This is a genomic window from Lachnospiraceae bacterium, assembly GCA_025758065.1.
Classification (GTDB): domain Bacteria; phylum Bacillota; class Clostridia; order Lachnospirales; family Lachnospiraceae; genus Enterocloster.
This window is the reverse complement of the sequence record CP107199.1, coordinates 2,320,370-2,338,360: the sequence shown is the minus strand read 5'-3', so window position 1 is coordinate 2,338,360 and position 17,991 is coordinate 2,320,370. Positions and strand designations below refer to the sequence as shown.

Annotated in this window: 15 protein-coding genes and 1 CRISPR repeat array; of the genes, 1 reads left to right on the top strand and 14 read right to left on the bottom strand. The window is 42.7% G+C overall.

Annotated features, from left to right (window positions below):
- Positions 1 to 115: 115 nt before the first annotated feature.
- The 13 genes from OGM16_10790 to OGM16_10730 all read right to left on the bottom strand — a co-directional run bounded on the left by OGM16_10790 (position 116) and on the right by OGM16_10730 (position 15,128).
- A complete protein-coding gene (locus OGM16_10790; protein ID UYJ45316.1) occupies positions 116 to 508 on the bottom strand; it encodes a diguanylate cyclase in 393 nt (130 codons plus the stop codon).
- A 374-nt stretch (positions 509 to 882) separates the two neighbouring features.
- On the bottom strand, positions 883 to 1,128 hold the full coding sequence (locus OGM16_10785; protein ID UYJ45315.1) for a hypothetical protein: 246 nt from the start codon (positions 1,126 to 1,128) through the stop codon (positions 883 to 885).
- A gap of 129 nt (positions 1,129 to 1,257) precedes the next feature.
- Positions 1,258 to 1,774: direct repeats of the CRISPR family, unit length 29 nt; unit sequence AGGTTCACCCCCGCTCACGCGGGGAATAC.
- A 45-nt stretch (positions 1,775 to 1,819) separates the two neighbouring features.
- Positions 1,820 to 2,719, bottom strand: a complete 900-nt coding sequence (gene cas2e / locus OGM16_10780) for a type I-E CRISPR-associated endoribonuclease Cas2e (GenBank protein UYJ45314.1) — start codon at positions 2,717 to 2,719, stop codon at positions 1,820 to 1,822.
- Positions 2,716 to 3,675, bottom strand: coding sequence for a type I-E CRISPR-associated endonuclease Cas1e (gene cas1e, locus OGM16_10775; protein UYJ45313.1), 960 nt, complete (start codon positions 3,673 to 3,675; stop codon positions 2,716 to 2,718). The genes cas2e and cas1e overlap by 4 nt, the downstream gene beginning before the upstream one ends.
- Before the next feature lie 63 nt (positions 3,676 to 3,738).
- Positions 3,739 to 4,377 (bottom strand): type I-E CRISPR-associated protein Cas6/Cse3/CasE, encoded by a 639-nt coding sequence (cas6e, locus tag OGM16_10770; GenBank protein ID UYJ45312.1) that lies wholly within the window; start codon positions 4,375 to 4,377, stop codon positions 3,739 to 3,741.
- A 12-nt stretch (positions 4,378 to 4,389) separates the two neighbouring features.
- A complete protein-coding gene (cas5e, locus tag OGM16_10765; protein ID UYJ45311.1) occupies positions 4,390 to 5,100 on the bottom strand; it encodes a type I-E CRISPR-associated protein Cas5/CasD in 711 nt (236 codons plus the stop codon).
- Positions 5,097 to 6,164: a type I-E CRISPR-associated protein Cas7/Cse4/CasC gene (gene cas7e / locus OGM16_10760; protein UYJ45310.1), complete on the bottom strand. Its 1,068-nt coding sequence runs from the start codon at positions 6,162 to 6,164 to the stop codon at positions 5,097 to 5,099. Before cas7e ends, cas5e begins: the two co-directional genes overlap by 4 nt.
- Positions 6,157 to 6,768 (bottom strand): type I-E CRISPR-associated protein Cse2/CasB, encoded by a 612-nt coding sequence (casB, locus tag OGM16_10755; GenBank protein ID UYJ45309.1) that lies wholly within the window; start codon positions 6,766 to 6,768, stop codon positions 6,157 to 6,159. The genes cas7e and casB overlap by 8 nt, the downstream gene beginning before the upstream one ends.
- Positions 6,769 to 6,783: 15 nt before the next feature.
- Positions 6,784 to 8,343, bottom strand: a complete 1,560-nt coding sequence (gene casA, locus OGM16_10750) for a type I-E CRISPR-associated protein Cse1/CasA (protein ID UYJ45308.1) — start codon at positions 8,341 to 8,343, stop codon at positions 6,784 to 6,786.
- The gene (gene cas3, locus OGM16_10745; GenBank protein UYJ45307.1) at positions 8,340 to 11,033 is read right to left on the bottom strand and encodes a CRISPR-associated helicase Cas3'; all 2,694 of its coding nucleotides are present in this window, start codon (positions 11,031 to 11,033) and stop codon (positions 8,340 to 8,342) included. Before cas3 ends, casA begins: the two co-directional genes overlap by 4 nt.
- Before the next feature lie 222 nt (positions 11,034 to 11,255).
- Positions 11,256 to 12,779: an AMP-binding protein gene (locus OGM16_10740; protein UYJ45306.1), complete on the bottom strand. Its 1,524-nt coding sequence runs from the start codon at positions 12,777 to 12,779 to the stop codon at positions 11,256 to 11,258.
- 12 nt (positions 12,780 to 12,791) lie between these two features.
- The gene (locus OGM16_10735; GenBank protein ID UYJ45305.1) at positions 12,792 to 14,069 is read right to left on the bottom strand and encodes a CoA transferase; all 1,278 of its coding nucleotides are present in this window, start codon (positions 14,067 to 14,069) and stop codon (positions 12,792 to 12,794) included.
- 75 nt (positions 14,070 to 14,144) lie between these two features.
- Complete coding sequence (locus OGM16_10730; GenBank protein UYJ45304.1) at positions 14,145 to 15,128, bottom strand: nitronate monooxygenase family protein; 984 nt, start codon at positions 15,126 to 15,128, stop codon at positions 14,145 to 14,147.
- A gap of 429 nt (positions 15,129 to 15,557) precedes the next feature.
- Between OGM16_10730 and OGM16_10725 the strand changes: the two genes are divergently transcribed.
- The gene (locus OGM16_10725; GenBank protein ID UYJ45303.1) at positions 15,558 to 16,361 is read left to right on the top strand and encodes an enoyl-CoA hydratase; all 804 of its coding nucleotides are present in this window, start codon (positions 15,558 to 15,560) and stop codon (positions 16,359 to 16,361) included.
- A 124-nt stretch (positions 16,362 to 16,485) separates the two neighbouring features.
- Here OGM16_10725 and OGM16_10720 read toward each other — a convergent pair whose 3' ends face one another.
- Positions 16,486 to 17,802 carry a hypothetical protein gene (locus tag OGM16_10720; GenBank protein UYJ45302.1) on the bottom strand — a complete coding sequence of 439 codons (1,317 nt, stop codon included), beginning with the start codon at positions 17,800 to 17,802 and terminating at the stop codon, positions 16,486 to 16,488.
- Positions 17,803 to 17,991: the final 189 nt, after the last annotated feature.

The following is a 17,991-nucleotide window of genomic DNA, read 5'->3' as shown; positions in this document are numbered from 1 at the left end:
CAGAATGAATTGTTTGTAAATATTATTTTTCTGTATCCTTTTCTTTCAGATCTTTTTCTATACCTTCTATACTTCCCATGGAACTGGCCCCATTATAAAATGCGCAGCCATTTCGTCAATTTTCCTTTACATGATACAGTGCCTTATCTGCATCCTTGAAGATGCTCTCTCCCGGATTTTCCTGATCAGAAAATGCTACACCTATGCTTAATGTAACTGCAGGAACCTCACTTTCTACCTTTGCAAGTTCTTCGCTTACATATTTAATCTTATCTTCAATGGTGTACTTCAAACAACTGGTCACATCCACCATAATCACAGAAAACTCATCTCCGCCAATACGACAGACATAATCAATGCTTCGAAATGCCGGTTTCATAGATATGGGGAAGTTTTTCATAGGAACCTCACCATCCTGCAGCTGCTTCGCCGCCCTTTCACAGGCAATATACTGCTCTGTGGTCATCCGCAGGATTTTAAACTCTTTTTCGCTTCGAAATGAAACCACTGCAAATAATACCGCCAGTACAAGCGTTACCTATAATGTCCACGCACTTACTTTCCGTATTTTTATCCTCTTTGCCATGATGTGTATCCCCGCTTCCTTTGCTGTCTGAATTTAATCATCTGTCATGTTTTTTGTCAATTTGAGGAGTCCGGCAGAACCCCTTACCGTTTGTCCTTAAAATCTTAACTAAATTTTAACGCTGGTAAATATCAGCGCCAAGGACAGTGCCTGGAAATAGCCCCTGGAAATACTTTTTTTAATTTACCCCCGCTTATGCAGGGAACACTATCTTGATCATAACTAATTACGGATCACCCCTGCTAGTGCAGGGAATACTTTATTTTAACACATATCTAATCAAATAGAAAAGAAAATCAATTAACTTTCGGTAATATATCTTTTGCTTCCATAACATCAACCAGTGTTTCAATCTCCTGGTCCATTCTATTAAAACCATTCTTTACCTGATATTCCAGACTTGCTAATCGCAAATCCATATTGTCCAGTTTATTCTGGATAACCTTATTCTGAAGCCCCAATATCTCAATTTTTTCCTGTATTGGTTTTAAATATGTTATAAACATATCCTGCATAGCTTCTACCATTTCCATATTATCCATAGCATCCCCCTCCTTGTATTTATACATTAACAGCAAACATATGTTTTGTCAAGAGTTGGGGTTGATTTAATTTTACCCCCGCTTATACAAGGAATACCCCTGTTCCATATTTCCTCCACCTCCGTTCATGGGTTCATCCCCGCTCACGCGGGGAATACTTCATTGCAGAGAAACCGTCCGTGGCCATGGAAGGTTCACCCCCGCTCACGCGGGGAATACACAGTTACATGGCAGGTATCTGTTACCGAGTTAGGTTCACCCCCGCTCACGCGGGGAATACTTTGCATTCTTCCATTCATTCTGTGCCCAGCTGGGTTCACCCCCGCTCACGCGGGGAATACGAATTCTTGCATGTATGATGACTGCTCAAATAAGGTTCACCCCCGCTCACGCGGGGAATACGTAATACCGGCACGGCTGGCCATCCGAATGATAGGTTCACCCCCGCTCACGCGGGGAATACTCATAGTAAGGGCATCTTACCCGTACACTATAAGGTTCACCCCCGCTCACGCGGGGAATACTCTTAGGCATCGTTTCAGCCTGCTTAGGTTCTAGGTTCACCCCCGCTCACGCGGGGAATACCGGCTCTGGAAACTTAAACTTGCCATTATCTAAGGTTCACCCCCGCTCACGCGGGGAATACACTAAAAGAACCCTTATATTTCCTCACTTTTCCAAGTCCCCATCCTCACATTTCATTTAACTTCTGATACAGCTGCCATGTAAGATAACAGTCTGCCAACGCCCTATGCGCATTTGAAACTTCATACCCTAAATGTTTCATCAACACCTCTAACTGATAACTTCCCACCCCTTTTATCTTTCTTCGCGACAATGCCAGTGTATCTCTGGAAGCGGTTCCCAACCTCATTTCCAGTTTCATTTTCCTACAGGCAGCGCGAATAAAATTATAGTCAAACGCAACATTATGTCCTACTATGATCCTGTTCCCGGCAAATTCAAATAATTTTTCCAGAACCTCTTCCAACGGTCTTCCCATACTTTGCAATTCCTGTTCTGTAATACCAGTCAGCTTTTGAATCTCTACTGGGATTTCGCCATTTATCCTAATGAGCATGGAAAATTCTTCCGTCACAGCTCCTGACTCTACCTTTAATGCACCAATTTCTATTATCTCATCTTTTTCCAGTGATGTACCTGTCGTTTCTATATCAAGTACTACATAACCTTCCTGAAACTGCTTCTTAGCACGGGCTTTAGCCATCCGTTCTGCCATATACAGCTGTTCTGCCCGGCTTTTAGCTCCCTGATGCCTTTGTTCTTTCTTTTCTGCTCCATCAGATTTTCTGGCAGCCGGAAGCGGTCTTCTCATCAGCTTTATTCCGTCAAGATCAACCGGTTCCCAGGTTGTATTATGCACACGAAAATCCATTTTCTGCTCGCCCGGTGCGCTAAAGACCATGGTCGCCTGCCCGGATTTTATGTTTTCACAAATACGCTGCCAGACTTCCTCTCTTACTCTGCTGCTTACATTTCCCACAAATACACCAGTATTGATCTCGCACAGCCATTTAGACAGATCGCCGCGGACTTTTGGTGGACAGTCAGATAGCATGATCACGATCATTCCCATTCCTCCTGCCCATATGAACGTCCATTCCCGACAGTTCCTTCCTTATCATCCCATAAATAAACTGCTTCTCCTGTATCTTCTTTTCCTCTATCTTCCTTCTCTTCATCCTCATCTTGAAACAACCAGCGGATATCTTTTACCATACGTTCCAATATATGCTTTTCCGTCATCACATCTCTGACTTTCCTGCGGACGATCCCCGGAAGGTCTTCTGGCTCTTCTGACGCCACCTGAAAGGCAACAGGGATAACCACCTCTGATTTATACAGATCTGCAATATCATATACAAAAGAACAGTCATGTCCAACATGGATAAAACCAAGTCCCGGTGACAGACCAAGTGCAAATATCACCGCATGAGCCAGACCATACAAACAGGCACATCCTGCTGATAACGCCTGATTTACCGGATCTCCTGTTTCAAAATGCTCTGGATCATAATCTCTTCCGTTCCATTTCACATCATACTCTTTCGCATATTTCCGATAAACAGATCTTACTCTGCTTCCTTCTCTTCCACGCAGCTGCTGAAGCGTCATTTTAGAAGAATCTTCTTCCGGAAAACGCAATTGATACATTTTTCTTACGATCATAAGGTGTTTTCTCTGATTACTTACACACTGCGCCTGTCGGACCAAAAAAGCGGACCTGTGGGTAAGAGGCCGTCCACCTGCATAATACCTGACACCATGTTCTCCTACCCAGACTACATTGACCCCCGCATCTCCGATCAGTTCCATAGCCCGATGGGACACCGTCGTTCCCGGTCCTAAAAGCAGTACCGAAATAGATGCTGCAGGAATATGGATGATCCCCTGCTCATCCTTAACGGTGATTGCACTGTCCTGGCGGTTCAATTTACAATGTTCAAAATACAGAAATGTCATCCTGTCCCTGATCTGAGGCAATGCCTGCAACTCAGGCCGTATCATTCCCGGCATTTCATTCATATGCTTCTCCTTATTTTGCTGTTTGCTTCAAAAGAAAATCCAAGAACAGCTCCATCGTCAATTTTATACATGAACGATCGTAAGCAGTCCCATTCCATAGGCCTTTCCTCTTCCAATACCAGTTACCAAAAGCTCTTTAAATTTGTCTTCATCGCAAACCTTCAGGATTCCTTCGTAAGTCACTCCTTTTATGCTGACCCGGTTCTTTCCCTGTTCTTTTCCTTTTCTGAAAATATGCCAGTTTCTCTGAATGATCTGAAAATTTTCCGGCAGCAGTTCAAAACCATGTTTTTGTGCCCTGTTAAGAAGCCATTCTTCCTGGTACTTAAGAGAACAATGGGCCTTTACATGTCCTCGTTCTCCCTGCGTACTTACAACGCTTTTCGTAGGATTTGCCACCAACTTAAAATGCCACCAGGTATCATTTTTTACCCGTCCCAGAAGTGGCGTATAATCTTTTGTCTGATAGGCGTTTTCATCATCTGGAAAACCATACCGACGGACTCCACTGCTAAGATCCGGTCTGTCAGAGCTTAATATCAGCAAATACAGCCTGTCTCCCAGAGACTCAAGTCTCCACAGATTTCTTTTTCTTTCTCCTGAAAATCCACTTTCGACCATTCCATGGATTTTCTCCTGTGAGCCCAGAAGACGTATGGTATCCATATTTCTTGTATTTAATTCCATTCTGGTCAAATACATATTTTCATCACCTCACAATTCTCCCATGGCATCATGTTCTCTTATAATATCCGGATTTTTACCTGAAGTCATTTTTTCTGAAGCCACTTCATCTGACGCTACTTTTATTTCCGCACGTTTCAGCCTTCTGTAACCATACTTTCTATAATACGGATCAAAAGATTCTGCCTTATCTTTTACCATACTGCCTGTAGGATCATCTGGCACACATTCTATAAACATCGAAAGTTTAGAAGGCATTTTTTTCTTTTTCCACTCAGGTCCCTGCCACGGCTCTTCTTCCAGTGCTTTTTCCAACGACAGATCCCGTATTCCCAAAACCATACCAGCTTCCGGCGGACAAGACCGTCTCCCCAGAAAAAGTGGAAATGCCGGATGCTTCAGGGCATATTCCAGTTTTCGCAGAAAAATCTCATCTCCGCACTCTAAACCAACTAAAAAAATGGCATCTGACAGGTAATACCTTGTGGTTATATATGAGTTTTTTTCACTGTGAGCCGTATGAAAATCTTTCAAAAGTCTTCCTTCCTGGTCTGTCCTGACTCCCAGTCTCAGCTTGTTTAAACTGCTGATATCTTCATTTCTCCGAATCCCCAAAGCTGCTGCTAACAGTCCTGTCACTCCACTTTTTGAAGGTGCATTTTCCGTCCGGCGGACTTCAAATTTTGAGTTGATCCCCCATGACTGGACAGGTCCTGCGAAGCGAAGTAACAATGTACTCATTCTTTTCCTCCATCTTCTAACTGCACCTGGATCTCTGTCTTTACACTTTCTAAAAGCTGTTTTAAAGACATAACTTCTGCGGCTTCCTCCAGCTGATCACCGATTCCCAATGCTTTTTCCGGTTCATCTGCATAATTACCATATACTTTTTTCGCATATGTGATCATTGCTTCCACTGACTTGTCTGCATAGCCGCAGTTGCTTAAAATCGGACGTTCAAAAGCTCCGCAAAGATTTAAAGGCTGATTCTTTCTTACTGTAATATATACTGCATCCGGCAATGTACGATTTGCAAATGTATTCTGTTTCCCTGTCGGCATAGAACAGATAAACGCTTTTATAAACCCCTCTACAACCTCTGCAGTATCTTTTCCAAGATGCCGGTATAGCTCCATTACATTTACGGTTGCATAGCGGTACATGGTAAATGAATTAAATTCCACTGTTCCAAGATGACCTGCACCTGCGTTATCTTCTGGTGCGCAGTCGTCTACTGCTGTAAAATAATCGTACTCATTGTGGATCGTATGGGTAGAAATACTGTGTGCAACCTGTGCTGCTGCATCGTAATTTAAAGAAGGATCACTAGCTACCATTCTTCCAAATAAAGCCATGTCATAGGAAGGCTCTTTCTGCATTGCTTCTTTATAAGCCTTTTTATCTGTATTTCCAGATATGATCAGCTGTGCCAGTGCCTTTGCCTGTCCTTTACTCATAAACAAAAGTGCATCGCTCTCTCCGGTTTTATCATTGATCTTGATCCCTGCATTTTTAAGTGCCTCTGCAGCTTTCTTTTCCGTATTTACTTCATCTGTAGCCTGTAAACGTATCTCCTCTGCCACCATTTCGATCACTTTCTTAGTTCTGTTCCCTATATTTTGTTCATGGAACATCTGAGAAAAATATTTTCTCATAGCACGTTTCCATGCCTGGGAAGAAACTCTGGCTCTTGTAGTACCACCATATACTGCTGTTTTAGGACTTCCCGTATCATCTCTGTTTATACAGCTTGGCGGAACTGTCTGTACCACATGCAGATCCACATATAATCTTTTTTCATTCATTTTCCTTCTCCTCCTCTTTTTCTGCTTTTGCATTACAATATCTGTAAAAATCTCTTCCCCATTTTAATCGGATCTCAGGTATCTTTTCTAAATCCTGATATAAATAAAAGTCAACTGCTAACTGCACATAATCCAGACAAATTTCCTTTTGCCTGAATAACTGCACCATTCCTTTCATATGCCATGCTAATTCTGTCAGATCAGATGATACCGCTGCCGCATTAAATCTTCTGCGTACTGCTTTTAACGAATCGGGTTCTTTTGCTGCCATTTCTCCTGCTGCCCGTCCAAAGCCGATTCCTCGCTGATGTGCATTTTCTTCTTTTAAAGAGCGACTTTGCTGGTGGATTGCATACAGTGTAAGCGCCGCATACAATGCCAGTTCTGCCCGTCCAGGTGTATTTCCTCTGCCTGTTAATTCTTCTGGCAAGTCTTCAAATAAGATCCCCCAAAGTTCTGGATCTGCGCCAGGTACTTTTCCAACTCCCTTTCGCATCTTTGCCAGATATGCCCTGGTTCCGCTCTCATCTGGATTTTCTCTTAATGCATGAAGTTTCTTTTCTGCAAATCCTTTGACCTGTTCAATTGGATTTCCATTCTCCATTCCATTCACCTCCTGTCAGTGATAAATTTTATACAATTTTCCAAGAAACCAGTTATACGCTTCTGGTGAAGCATAATACACATCCTCTTTGGTTCTTCCCACAAAAGCAGTTTCTCCTGCATTTGAAACCATTTCTTCTCCCAGTTCTTTCCCACTCTTTTGGATGATCTCGTCCAGCTTTTCACAAACTTCTGATATGTCATCTGTTTCTGGTACGATTTCCATAAGCCATCGTCTAAACGGTTGGTCGATCCGGTCGTAAAATACTTCCTTTGCATAGACAATATCTGCATCTCTGCCTTCTGCCCTGGCAAGATTTCCTTCCAGTGTCCCAATAGCCCCGGCTACTTCTTCACATTTATTGATCTCGTCCAGTATCCTGGTCTGCCACGGGCGGCTCATCTGTAAAAGCAATTCTCCTTGAAAGGCCAGTGAATCATTAAATGTATCATTCACAAAAAAATCTTTATCACCATATTGTACAGAAGCAATCCGGAAACGGATCGGTCTCATTTTCCACTGCATTTCTGTTGCTATGGTATCATACCAGCTGACAACTCCCGGCTTTCGTACATTTGCTCCCGATTCCACAAATATACTTCCGAAATCCCGCCACATTTGTCTGGAAGGATCATGTCTGCGTGGAATAAAAAATTTTCGATCTTTTTCTTTTACTTCTCTCCACACAGTCATCTGTTCTGCATATGCCAGGTTTTTGTCGAAGAAATCTCCTCCCAGCAAATAATATCCAACCACTTTATTATGATCTCGTTTTAATAGAAGCCGCCTTGACTGCAAAGTAAGAAGCTCTGCCAGATTATCAGGAACTGCAATTTCCTGTCTCTCTTTTTTAGATGGTTCCCTCTCCCATACCGGTCTTTCTTCCCCCTCCCAAAGACTTCTTCCATCTTTTAAAAAGGTAAGATTTAACATAAGCGTCTGAAAAAGGTTATCTCCAACTGCAGCGATCAATCCCAGCTTTCCCGGCCATCCAACTCCTGGAGACGGAAGGCCTTTTTCTTTTGGCTTTGCAGAAGTATCATCATAGGCATTTACATATAAAAGCCACCTGGCTGCTGCTGCATATTCCATTTCCTGCTTTCTGATGCCATTACATAATGGAAAAAGACGTACTTTGTTTCCACTTTCAGAAAGTTCACCATTTAATTTTGCAACCGTATATTCCGTTCCTACAGCTGCTTCCGGTATCTGCCAGAATGGATATTGACCATGGAACAACCAGAAGCGTTCATGATATTTTCCCAGATATGTACGGATCACATCTTCTTTAAAATATCCTTTCTCCCATAAAGCTCTCCATCTTTTTCTGGCTTTCACTGGTGAATCGATCCAGTCTGTCTGTCCATCCTGGTCAACACTTGAAAACACAGTATGTAATACTGCCAGAAGCAATCGCAAAACAGCCATGTCCTGCTCTGGTGTGTCTCCACTGAGATCCCTGTATTCATGTGCATGGATCAATACTTCCGGTAAAGATACCAGTTCTTCAGAACAATCATTTTTTAATACCTGGATCCATTTTTCATCTAACAGGTTAAATTCCGGTATTTTCAATTTTTCTCCTCCTCTCTGCTGGATAATCCGGTCCTTTTATCATAATGCAGATCATATCCATTTAATTCTGTATAAAAATTTTCATCCAATAAAAGTACAAGTTCTTCACGAAGTTTTGGGGCATATTGCCACTGTGCAAAATACTGGTCTGTATCATCTCTCAATTTCTGTAATACCTCTTTATAATTGTATTCTTTTGAAAATATAGATGACAGCCGCAGCCTTTGTTTCAATATCTCCTTTGCTTCTTCTTCTGATGGAATATTATCTGCAGGAACACGCTTTCCTTCATATTGCCATGGCAGAAAACAGATATCTTCTCCTTTTTTCTGTAAAACAAGTACTTCGATGGCTGGGGATCCTGAACGCACAGATGCAAGTGCTGCCGCATCTGTTAATTCTGCACTTGTATTGTTTAACCAGCCTTTTATACTATCAAATTCCGGATTATCTTCTTCCTCACAAACTGGTTCTCCCACTCGAAACCGCTTCGCATCCTCTTCCAGCTTTTCTAAATGCCGCATATACTCATCCCACAAATCATTCTTCTCATCCTCGTTCGGCTCTGCATACACATCCTGAACATAAACAGGAATATCATCCGGAAGGCAAAAGTATTCTGGAAGTTTGTCTGCTGTCCTCTGAAGCAGCCATTTATCATAAACAACCCTTGTTTCTGTTAAAACATAACATTTTGCTTTTTGCAGACACAATGGTCTCTTTCTTCCCTTATGACGATGTTCACGGCCAATTCTCTGAAGCAGCAGATCCATAGGACAAAGATCTGTAATCATCACGTCAAAATCAATATCAAGAGATTGTTCTAACACCTGAGTTCCCACTATGATCAGTTTATTTCTCTGTTCTGGTGTTGAATTTTTTCCTGCACGTTTTAAAATTTCTCTTTCGATCTCTGCACGATCCGATATAATAAACTGTGAATGCATTTGAATCATTTCACATTCCGGAAAACATTCAGAGAGCTTTTGAGCAAAATCCTGCGCTCTTGCAACTGTGTTTAAAATAATGCCGGCACAACCTCCATCTTTCAGAGAATTTTTCAGAATATCCATACATTCCTCATCTTTACTCCAGATGACCTGAATAATATCTTTCTCGACTCCCAGGCTCATCTGTTTTTGGCAAACCTGCTCACCATCTGTCCAGGTAAAAAGAGGATAACCTGCGGTATTGCACCAGTCTGCATTCTCATCCATGTCTTTTTTACCTAAATAAGCTTTTATTAGATCAAAACGACGTTTCTGAGGAAGTGTAGCTGATAAAACGATTACCGGAGCATGGTAGGTGCCCAGCCATTCTAATGCTCTTTCCAAAAAGGACTCCATATACATTTCAAATGAGTGAGCTTCATCGATAATGACCACCTTTCCTGCCAGCCCCAGATGCCGCAGCATTACATGGCGCTGTATCAAAGCTGCCATCAGAAGCTGATCAATCGTTCCGATCACAAAATCAGCCAGCAGTGCCACTTTTCTACCCTCAAACCAACTATGTACTACCAGATTGTTTTCCTCATCTTCTCCCACTGATGAAGCAGAACCTTTTATCAACTGCTGATAATCCTCATTTAATTCAACCGCTCCATGTGCCAGACGTATACCAAGTTTTACATTTTCTGACTGCTGCTCCGCCCACTTCATCAGCCTTGGAAAAAGTCCGTTTGCTGTAGCCTGTGTAGGCAATCCGAAGAAAATTCCACCACTTCCTGCTTTTTGCCCTAAAATCTCCGCCACTGCCAGGGCTGCTTCTGTTTTTCCAACGCCCATCTGAGCTTCCAGAATAAAAATGCCCGGCTCTGTGGTGTTTTGTGCTATTTCCATTGCTGTATGCTGTACTTCTCTTGGTGCAAATCCAAATCTTTCTTCAAAAAGTGTATCATCCATTCCCCAGTCATTTTCCCCTGGAATCCAGAATTCTGGAAGATCCAGCTTTTCAATAGCATTGTTCACTCTCTTTGGATAATCCGTATCCGCACCCAAACAGGCAGTATTTATCAAAGGAAAGTAATATGTATTAGAAGCGATCCAGTCCGCCATGATCAAAAGTCCGGTTAGGATCACCTGTACTTCCATACTAATATCCGGAATTTCTTCTACGCTAGAAAATCCACTTTTTTCAAGTGCTATATCAAGCCATTCTTTCCATACTTTTTCCCACTTATCTTTCTGCTGTCCAAAAAATACATCTTTTCCATAAGTTTCTATATTTTCTTCCGCTATATCCGAATAATACTCGGGTGTACTGCCGTGATGAGAGCCAACGATCACAGCAATTCCTACCGGTACCCCATATTTTCTCAAAATACCTTCCCCGCATAAGGAATGAGGTATCTTTTTCGTCAGGTTTTTGGATAAAACAAGTGAAATAGCTTCCTGAAACAATTTTTCCCGGATATCTCTTACCTGCTCGGCAACACCGCTTTGAAATTGGCTACAGAGCTTGCCCGCATCGTGGATGTATGCAAGAAACAAGCATACCTTCAAGCCCATCTCTTCCCCAAAATCTTTGCCGATCACTTTTATAACAGCCAGTGGGAGCCAGTTATGATAAAGATACTCCATAACACCGGCTGTGTCATAAGAGTGCATCCAAAGAGGAAGCCAGCGTTCACTGTTTGCTCTGTCCGTTTTAGCAATCATAAGGTTCAGGATTTTTGATCTTTCTTTCATTGTTTTGGCTTCCCCTTTTTCTTGTATGTATCTTCAATATACTCCCGTCCGGCCGCAATGTCAATATATTAATAATTACAAATTAATTCATTTTTTTAATTTCGCATATAAAATAACGGCACCATACAGACACTTTCTCATCATCTGCACAGTACCGCGATTTATAACTTCAACCCAATATCCTACAACTTATCGTGTATTTATTCTTACCTTTTATCTTCTTCAATTCTCTTCTTTAATCTTCTTCAACACCTCTGCCTTACAAACCTTTCCTGTGGTATTTTTCGGCAGTTCATCCCATACATATACCTTTTTCGGTATCTTGTAGCCTGCGATCTTGCCGCGGCAAAAGGTTCTGATCTCTTCCGGGGTCAGTTTACTGTCAGGACGCAGGACCACTGCTGCCTGAACGGATTCTCCCCAATATTCATCGGGAACACCAAGAACAGAAACTTCCGCGATCTCTTCATTCATACGCAGCACATTTTCCACTTCCAGCGGAAAAATATTTTCACCGCCGGAGATGATCATGTCACTCTTTCGTCCGCTGATATAAAGATAACCACTTTCATCCAGATAACCCATATCACGGGTATGATACCAGCCATCTATCATAACTTCTTTTGTTTCATCAGGCATCTTATAGTAATCTTTCATCATGCCCGGACCTGTTACTACGATCTCACCAGTTTCACCTGGGGCACATTCTTTGCCGTCATCTCCAAGGATCTTTACCTTATGATCCTCGATCGGACGTCCTACAGAATTCAGATAGTGCATATTATCTTTAATATGCTCTTCTTCTGTTAGCATAGTGACAATAGAACCCATTTCTGTCATGCCATAGGACTGCTGGAAACCACAGTTAAAATGCTTTAATGCACGCTTGATCAATTCCGGCGGCATAGGACAGGTTGAATAGCTGATTGTATGGATACTGCTTAAGTCATAGCTGTCAAAATCCGGCTGGTTAAGCAGCGCAGTCAATACAGTTGGAATAGCACTTAATCTTGTAACATGATGTTTTTCAATACTCTTTAAATATTCCTGGGGTGAGAATTTCGGGAACAGTACAATGGTTCCGCCGCAGGCAAAAATGGAATAAGGTCCAATACTTGCAGAATGGAATAACTGGCTCATCAGCTGAAATACAGTATCTTTATCAAATCCAAGAGAATGTACACAGGTAGTCAGCTCCCGCATATATTGTCCTTTTGTATACCGGACAGTCTTTGGCATACCGGTAGTACCGCTGGTATGCAGATGCATCAAAATATCTTCATCTTTGCGCTGGACAAACTGCTCTAAGGGCTCTACGCCTTCAAGAACCGCTGTAATACAGTCCATATCAATACACTGGCACAGCTCCTTTGTCAGCTCACCCATCTCTGCGCGGATAGTTTCATCTTTGGAACGGAAAAAGGTTAATTTTACTTCATTAAACTGCAAAAGATGGTGCAGTTCCGGAGCAGCCAGACGCCAGTTGATATTTACAGGCACTGCGCCTGTCATAAGGATACCTAAAACGGTCTCAATATAATCTACATGGTTCTGTGAGATGACAGCCACCTTATCCTGAGGTTTTATCCCTTTTTTCAGCACAAAACCTGCAATTTTTTTTGCATTATCAAAGATGTCTCCATATGTCCTTGTATCTTCCCCCATGATAATAGCGGTTTTATCCGGATACTGCTCTTTTCCTGTTTTAAATATATCTATTAAGGAACGAAACTGCCCTTCCATCATTTATCCCCTTCTTTACATTTCCTCATCCAGATGTTGAAACTGGGTGGTATCGATCTGAACAGCCGCCTTCTTTTCTTCCATAGCTTTGATCTGTTCATCTGTATAGCCGATTTCTTTTAAAACTTCTTCTGTATGTTCGCCTAACATAGGCCCACGCTTCCAGGTTGGTATACCCATACGGTCACTTCTCATAGCCGGGCGTACCAGAATGGATTTTCCGCCGTTTGGGCAGGTTACTTCGTGGATATACTCATTTTCCCATGCCTGCTGGCTGTGCTCCATATCCTTATAATGGGCCAGTTTGTCATTTACAATGTCTGCTTCTGTCAGAAGCTTGCACCACTCGTCTGCGGTCTTAGTTGCATAGATCTCTTCAAAGCGCTTCATAAGATATTTACGCACTTCCGGGTCTCTCTGACGCAGGGCTGTGTTGTATCTTGGGTCTGTTCCCAATTCTGGAACACCTAATACATTACACAGCACCGGCCATTGCTCTTCGATCTTTAAAATAGTAGTCATGACCCACTGGTTATCCTTTGTCCTGAAAGGAGCGCCTGTAGGTGCGCTTACCTCTCTGGTCTTTGGATACTGATATCCATAACGTTCTTCTGTTGCAACTGACATAATATGGAAGCACCACAGTGCAGTTCCGTAAAGAGATGAGCTTACCCGGTCGCCTTTTCCTGTCTGGGTGCGCTTATAAAGAGCAGCTGTAATGGCATAGCATAATCCCATTGCTGTGACAATATCACCAGGGCCTGCAGAACTATATACAGGATAACTTCCAGGTCCCTCTACCATCATATCTGCATTAAAACCACTGCTTGCCCAGAATGCAACCGTATCAAATCCGGGATTGTCCTTCTTTGGTCCCTTTTCACCAAAGCCGAAAATATTGGCCTCGATCAGCCTTGGATATTTATCCTTTAAGGAATCATAATCCAGTCCCAGTTTCTTTAATGCTTTTACACGGGTATTGGTCAGGAATACATCTGCCTCAGCTAAAAGGCGATGCATTGCTTCCATGCCCTCCGGTGTCTTTAAATTTAATACAATGCCCCTTTTTCCGGCATTCAGGTTATCAAATAAAGGGTTCTCATCCATAGTGCATGGTACAAGAAATGTTTTTGGGAAATTACGGAACATATCTCCGCTTTCAGCTTCTACTTTAATAACTGTAGCACCCCAGTCTGCTAACATTCTTCCACAGGAGCCTGCTGCCACCATTGTGGAAAGCTCCAATACTTTAACCCCTTCCAAAGGTCTGTAATTTGCCTCGTCTGCCATCATCTTAAGTCCCTTCTGATCCTGCTCTTATTCTTCTGCTTTTACTTCTATTACTTTTATTGCTTCTATACCTTTTTATTAATAAATAGAAGCCTTTAATCCGCCGATCACTTCTTCTGCTTCTGCTACCATGTCATCCATCAGCTGCTGTACTGGCTTAATATCGTTGATCAGGCCCATTGCCGGTCCTAATGCATAGATGCCGCCGTCTATATCGCCGTTTTTATAGCATTTCTTGCTCAGTCTTCCTGCAATAACAGTCATCAGTTCTTCCAGGGTGGTTCCTCTCTTTTCCATTTCCAGAGTCAGCTTTGCTGCCATATTATTTGCAACACGGGCTGCATTATGAATGGATTTCTGGACAATAACTGTATCTTTTTCTGTATGCTCTAACAGCCATTCCTTGTGGTTATCAGAAATCGGGCACTCAGCAGTTGCTACAAAACGTGTTCCCATAACAACGCCTTGTGCACCTAATGCCAGTGCTGCTGCCAGACCTTTTCCATCTGCCACACCACCTGCTGCCAGTACCGGAACACCGTATTCTGCACAAACCTTAGCTGCCTTGTTAGCAATCACAAATGTACCGATCCCATCCATACTTGGATGTCCTGCTACTTCATAGCCTGCAATGGTGATCACATCTGCGCCCTTTCTTGCCATGCTGGCTGCTACTTTTGCATTTGGGCTCTTGTGGATGATCTTGATGCCTGCCTCTTTACATGCCGGCATAAATTCTACTGGAGAAGCACCTGCAAACTCGATGGCTGCAACACCTTCTTTTGCACATACATCAATATATTTAAAGATCTCTTCGCCCTTTGTCAGGTCCGGAACCAGGGAAATATTTACAATGAAAGGCTTATTATTAGTAAATTCCTTCATTTTGATCACATCTTCATGGAATTCATCAATTCCCGGATAGCAGGTAATATTAATAGTTCCCATACCGCCTGCATTGCAGACTAAAGAAGCAAATTCAGCAATACCTAAATGCTGCATACCGCCCTGGACGATTGGTTTCTCAATTCCAAACATTTCTGTAAATTTTGTTTTTATCATAATGTAACCTCCTGTTTTACATAATGTTCTCCCGGAATCTTTCTGTGCTTGATTTTGTGAGAAGATTTTTTGTCAGTTGTGCCCGAATTTCTGAGGCGTACGCGGTGCGTACGTTGATGGAATTCGGGTGCGGCTGGCGGAAAATCGGCCACAAAAGCAAGTGCAGGAAAGACTCCGAGAGGACATCATACTGTTCTCCCGTATCAAAAACTACACTGACTGTATGATAATACTTTAACATATTACCCCGTCTTAATCTATGTAGAAATGAACGAAGAAGCTCCCCCTTAGCGCCTGTTATTTTCGTAGGATTATCCATAGTTTCTGCGGTGCAATCCCCACGCTTTTGCATTATACTAAAAGCAGAAGTATTTTTAAGCAGATATTCCCTGATCTGCTTTAGTGAAAAATATAACAGGAGGTTTTTTTATGTACCAATATGTTAAAACTTACACTGAAAACGGTGCAGGTTATATTATCCTTAATGATCCTAAAAAGTTAAATGCCTTAAGCCAGCCAATGGCAGCTGAGCTTTCTGAAGTTCTGGAACAGTTCCGCTTTGACCCCAGTATCCGCGTGATCGTTCTGCGGGGTGAAGGCGGAAAATTCTGTGCAGGCGGTGACATTACTTCCATGAAAAAACGTGTAGACTGCTATGCAGCTGGTATCCCTGCACCTACCCAGACTAAGACCAATATGGCTAATTTCAACCACCTGGTCCTTTACATCCGTCAGATTGAAAAGCCGGTAGTTGCCTGGATCGAAGGTGCCTGCGCAGGCGGCGGAATGAGCCTTGCCATGGCCTGCGACTTTGCCATTGCAGAGGAAAATACAAAAATGTCCTTTGCCTTTTCTTCTATCGGACTGGCACCGGATATGGGAAGCTCCGTCCTTTTGACCAGACGCGTTGGTCCGGCAAGAGCTGCCGATCTTTTTATGACAGGAAGACGTTTTACAGGAAAAGAAGCAGCTGATATGGGCATCATCACCCGTGCTGTACCAGCTGAAGAACTGGAAGAAAATGTAAAAAAACAGATCACTGCCCTGGCAAACGGACCTACTCTTTCCTATGCGGAGATCAAAGGCGGCATCAACCGGATCATGTACCCGGATCTCCACCAGTGCATGAATCTGGAAGCTGATTATGTAGACCGCCTGACTCATTCTGCAGACCACGCAGAAGCGGTAAACGCATTTTTAGAAAAAAGAAAACCTGTATTTACCGGCAAATAAATAAAACTCCCGGCAAACGCTTTTCCATACGTTTGCCGGGAGTTTTTATATACATGCCGCATGCGGAATGTACGGCATGTTGTGGGGATTTCATTTTACGTTTTTATGTATCCTTAACCTGCGCTTACAGATAGAAACCTGCAGAGATCATAACAGCTGCGAAGCATGCCATAATGATCGGCAGTACCAGAGACAGGATAAAGTTGTTTATGTAAGCCTGTCTGTGGGTCAGCTTGGTTGTAGACAACATAGTGATGATACCTGCACTGTGTGGCAGTGTATCCAGACCGATGGAAGACATTGCAACCAGTCGGTGTAACTGAGGTCCAGGAATACCTGTTGCGATAAAACGGTCAGCAAAGTTCTGAAGGGCGATGTTCTCACCAGAAGAAGCGGAACCGCAGATACCGGAACAAATGTTAACTACTAATACGATCATAAATGGGCTGGTTCCAAAGTTGTTTAAGCTGCCAACAATAGTCTGGAATCCAGGAACAGCTGCTACAACACCACCAAAGCCTGATGCACAGCAAACGGTGATCAGAGGCATGATAGCCTGTGGCATAGCACCGGAGAAGATCTTCTTTAAATCCTGCTTGCGTGGATCATATAACAGCCATGCAACTACACAGCCGCTGCAAAGAGCGATTACTGCACTCTGCTTTAATACGTTTAATACAACGATAACAACGATCATTGGAAGTAAACACTGCCATAATGGCTTTTCGTTCTCAACGCTTGCTTCTACTAACTGCTCTTTGTCGATCAGATCACCAGTTGGATAGAATCCTTCACCCTTGTTATTGGTTCGTTTACACTGCCACCAGATATACAGGGAACCAATAGCAAATGTAATAATGGAGCTTAAGATACCAAGAACAGGTGCTGCCATGGTAGTTGTTCCAAAGTACTGCATTGGGATGATGTTCTGGATCTGCGGGGAACCAGGAAGCATACCGATGGTCACAGTGGAAGATCCAAGACAGGAGCAGGAGTACATCCACCAGGGAATGTTCAGATCCTTAAACAGTGAACGGGCAATTGCTACCAGGATGAATACTACTACGAATACGTTAACGCCGCCGTAGGTTAAGATCAGCTGGATCAGCGGAAGTACCATAACTGCCAGCCAACGCTGCATATCCGGATTTTTTGCTCTCTTGGCAATACGTGCAACCTTAACTGCAATAGAAGGTGCTGCACCGGTATCGCCCATGAAACGTGCAAATAATGCACTGAACAGGAAGATCAGGAAATATCCCTGCATGAATCCAACTGTCTTTGGCATAAATGCCTCAGTTAATGCTACGAATGGATTCATTCCTCCAAATACTGCTACTACCATAGCCGAAGCAATGGCAACGATGATCGTGTTGTAACCCATGTAAGCCAACAGGATGAACAACGCAAGTCCGATCACAATACCCAGTAAACTAATCATATCATTACCCCTCTCGTTTATTTATCGTTTCAGGTACCACACCCCCTGTTCTTCCGCATAAAGCAGGTTCTGAAACGATTTATTATGATGTAACTGACTATGACATAATAATAACAAACTCAGATTAAACCATCTATGTCACTACGCACAAAAATTAAAAAATGATTTTTGCTATTTTCTGGTTAAACC

Bases quoted from the DNA above. Each gene is read 5' to 3' on its own strand.
- cas2e (UYJ45314.1), bottom strand. From the start codon at position 2,719: ATGATCGTGATCATGCTATCTGACTGTCCACCAAAAGTCCGCGGCGAT.
- OGM16_10785 (UYJ45315.1), bottom strand. From the start codon at position 1,128: ATGGATAATATGGAAATGGTAGAAGCTATGCAGGATATGTTTATAACA.
- cas7e (UYJ45310.1), bottom strand. From the start codon at position 6,164: ATGAATGAAAAAAGATTATATGTGGATCTGCATGTGGTACAGACAGTT.
- cas6e (UYJ45312.1), bottom strand. From the start codon at position 4,377: ATGTATTTGACCAGAATGGAATTAAATACAAGAAATATGGATACCATA.
- OGM16_10735 (UYJ45305.1), bottom strand. From the start codon at position 14,069: ATGATGGCAGACGAGGCAAATTACAGACCTTTGGAAGGGGTTAAAGTA.
- casB (UYJ45309.1), bottom strand. From the start codon at position 6,768: ATGGAGAATGGAAATCCAATTGAACAGGTCAAAGGATTTGCAGAAAAG.
- OGM16_10740 (UYJ45306.1), bottom strand. From the start codon at position 12,779: ATGATGGAAGGGCAGTTTCGTTCCTTAATAGATATATTTAAAACAGGA.
- cas1e (UYJ45313.1), bottom strand. From the start codon at position 3,675: ATGAATGAAATGCCGGGAATGATACGGCCTGAGTTGCAGGCATTGCCT.
- OGM16_10730 (UYJ45304.1), bottom strand. From the start codon at position 15,128: ATGATAAAAACAAAATTTACAGAAATGTTTGGAATTGAGAAACCAATC.
- OGM16_10725 (UYJ45303.1), top strand. From the start codon at position 15,558: ATGTACCAATATGTTAAAACTTACACTGAAAACGGTGCAGGTTATATT.
- OGM16_10720 (UYJ45302.1), bottom strand. From the start codon at position 17,802: ATGATTAGTTTACTGGGTATTGTGATCGGACTTGCGTTGTTCATCCTG.
- cas3 (UYJ45307.1), bottom strand. From the start codon at position 11,033: ATGAAAGAAAGATCAAAAATCCTGAACCTTATGATTGCTAAAACGGAC.
- cas5e (UYJ45311.1), bottom strand. From the start codon at position 5,100: ATGAGTACATTGTTACTTCGCTTCGCAGGACCTGTCCAGTCATGGGGG.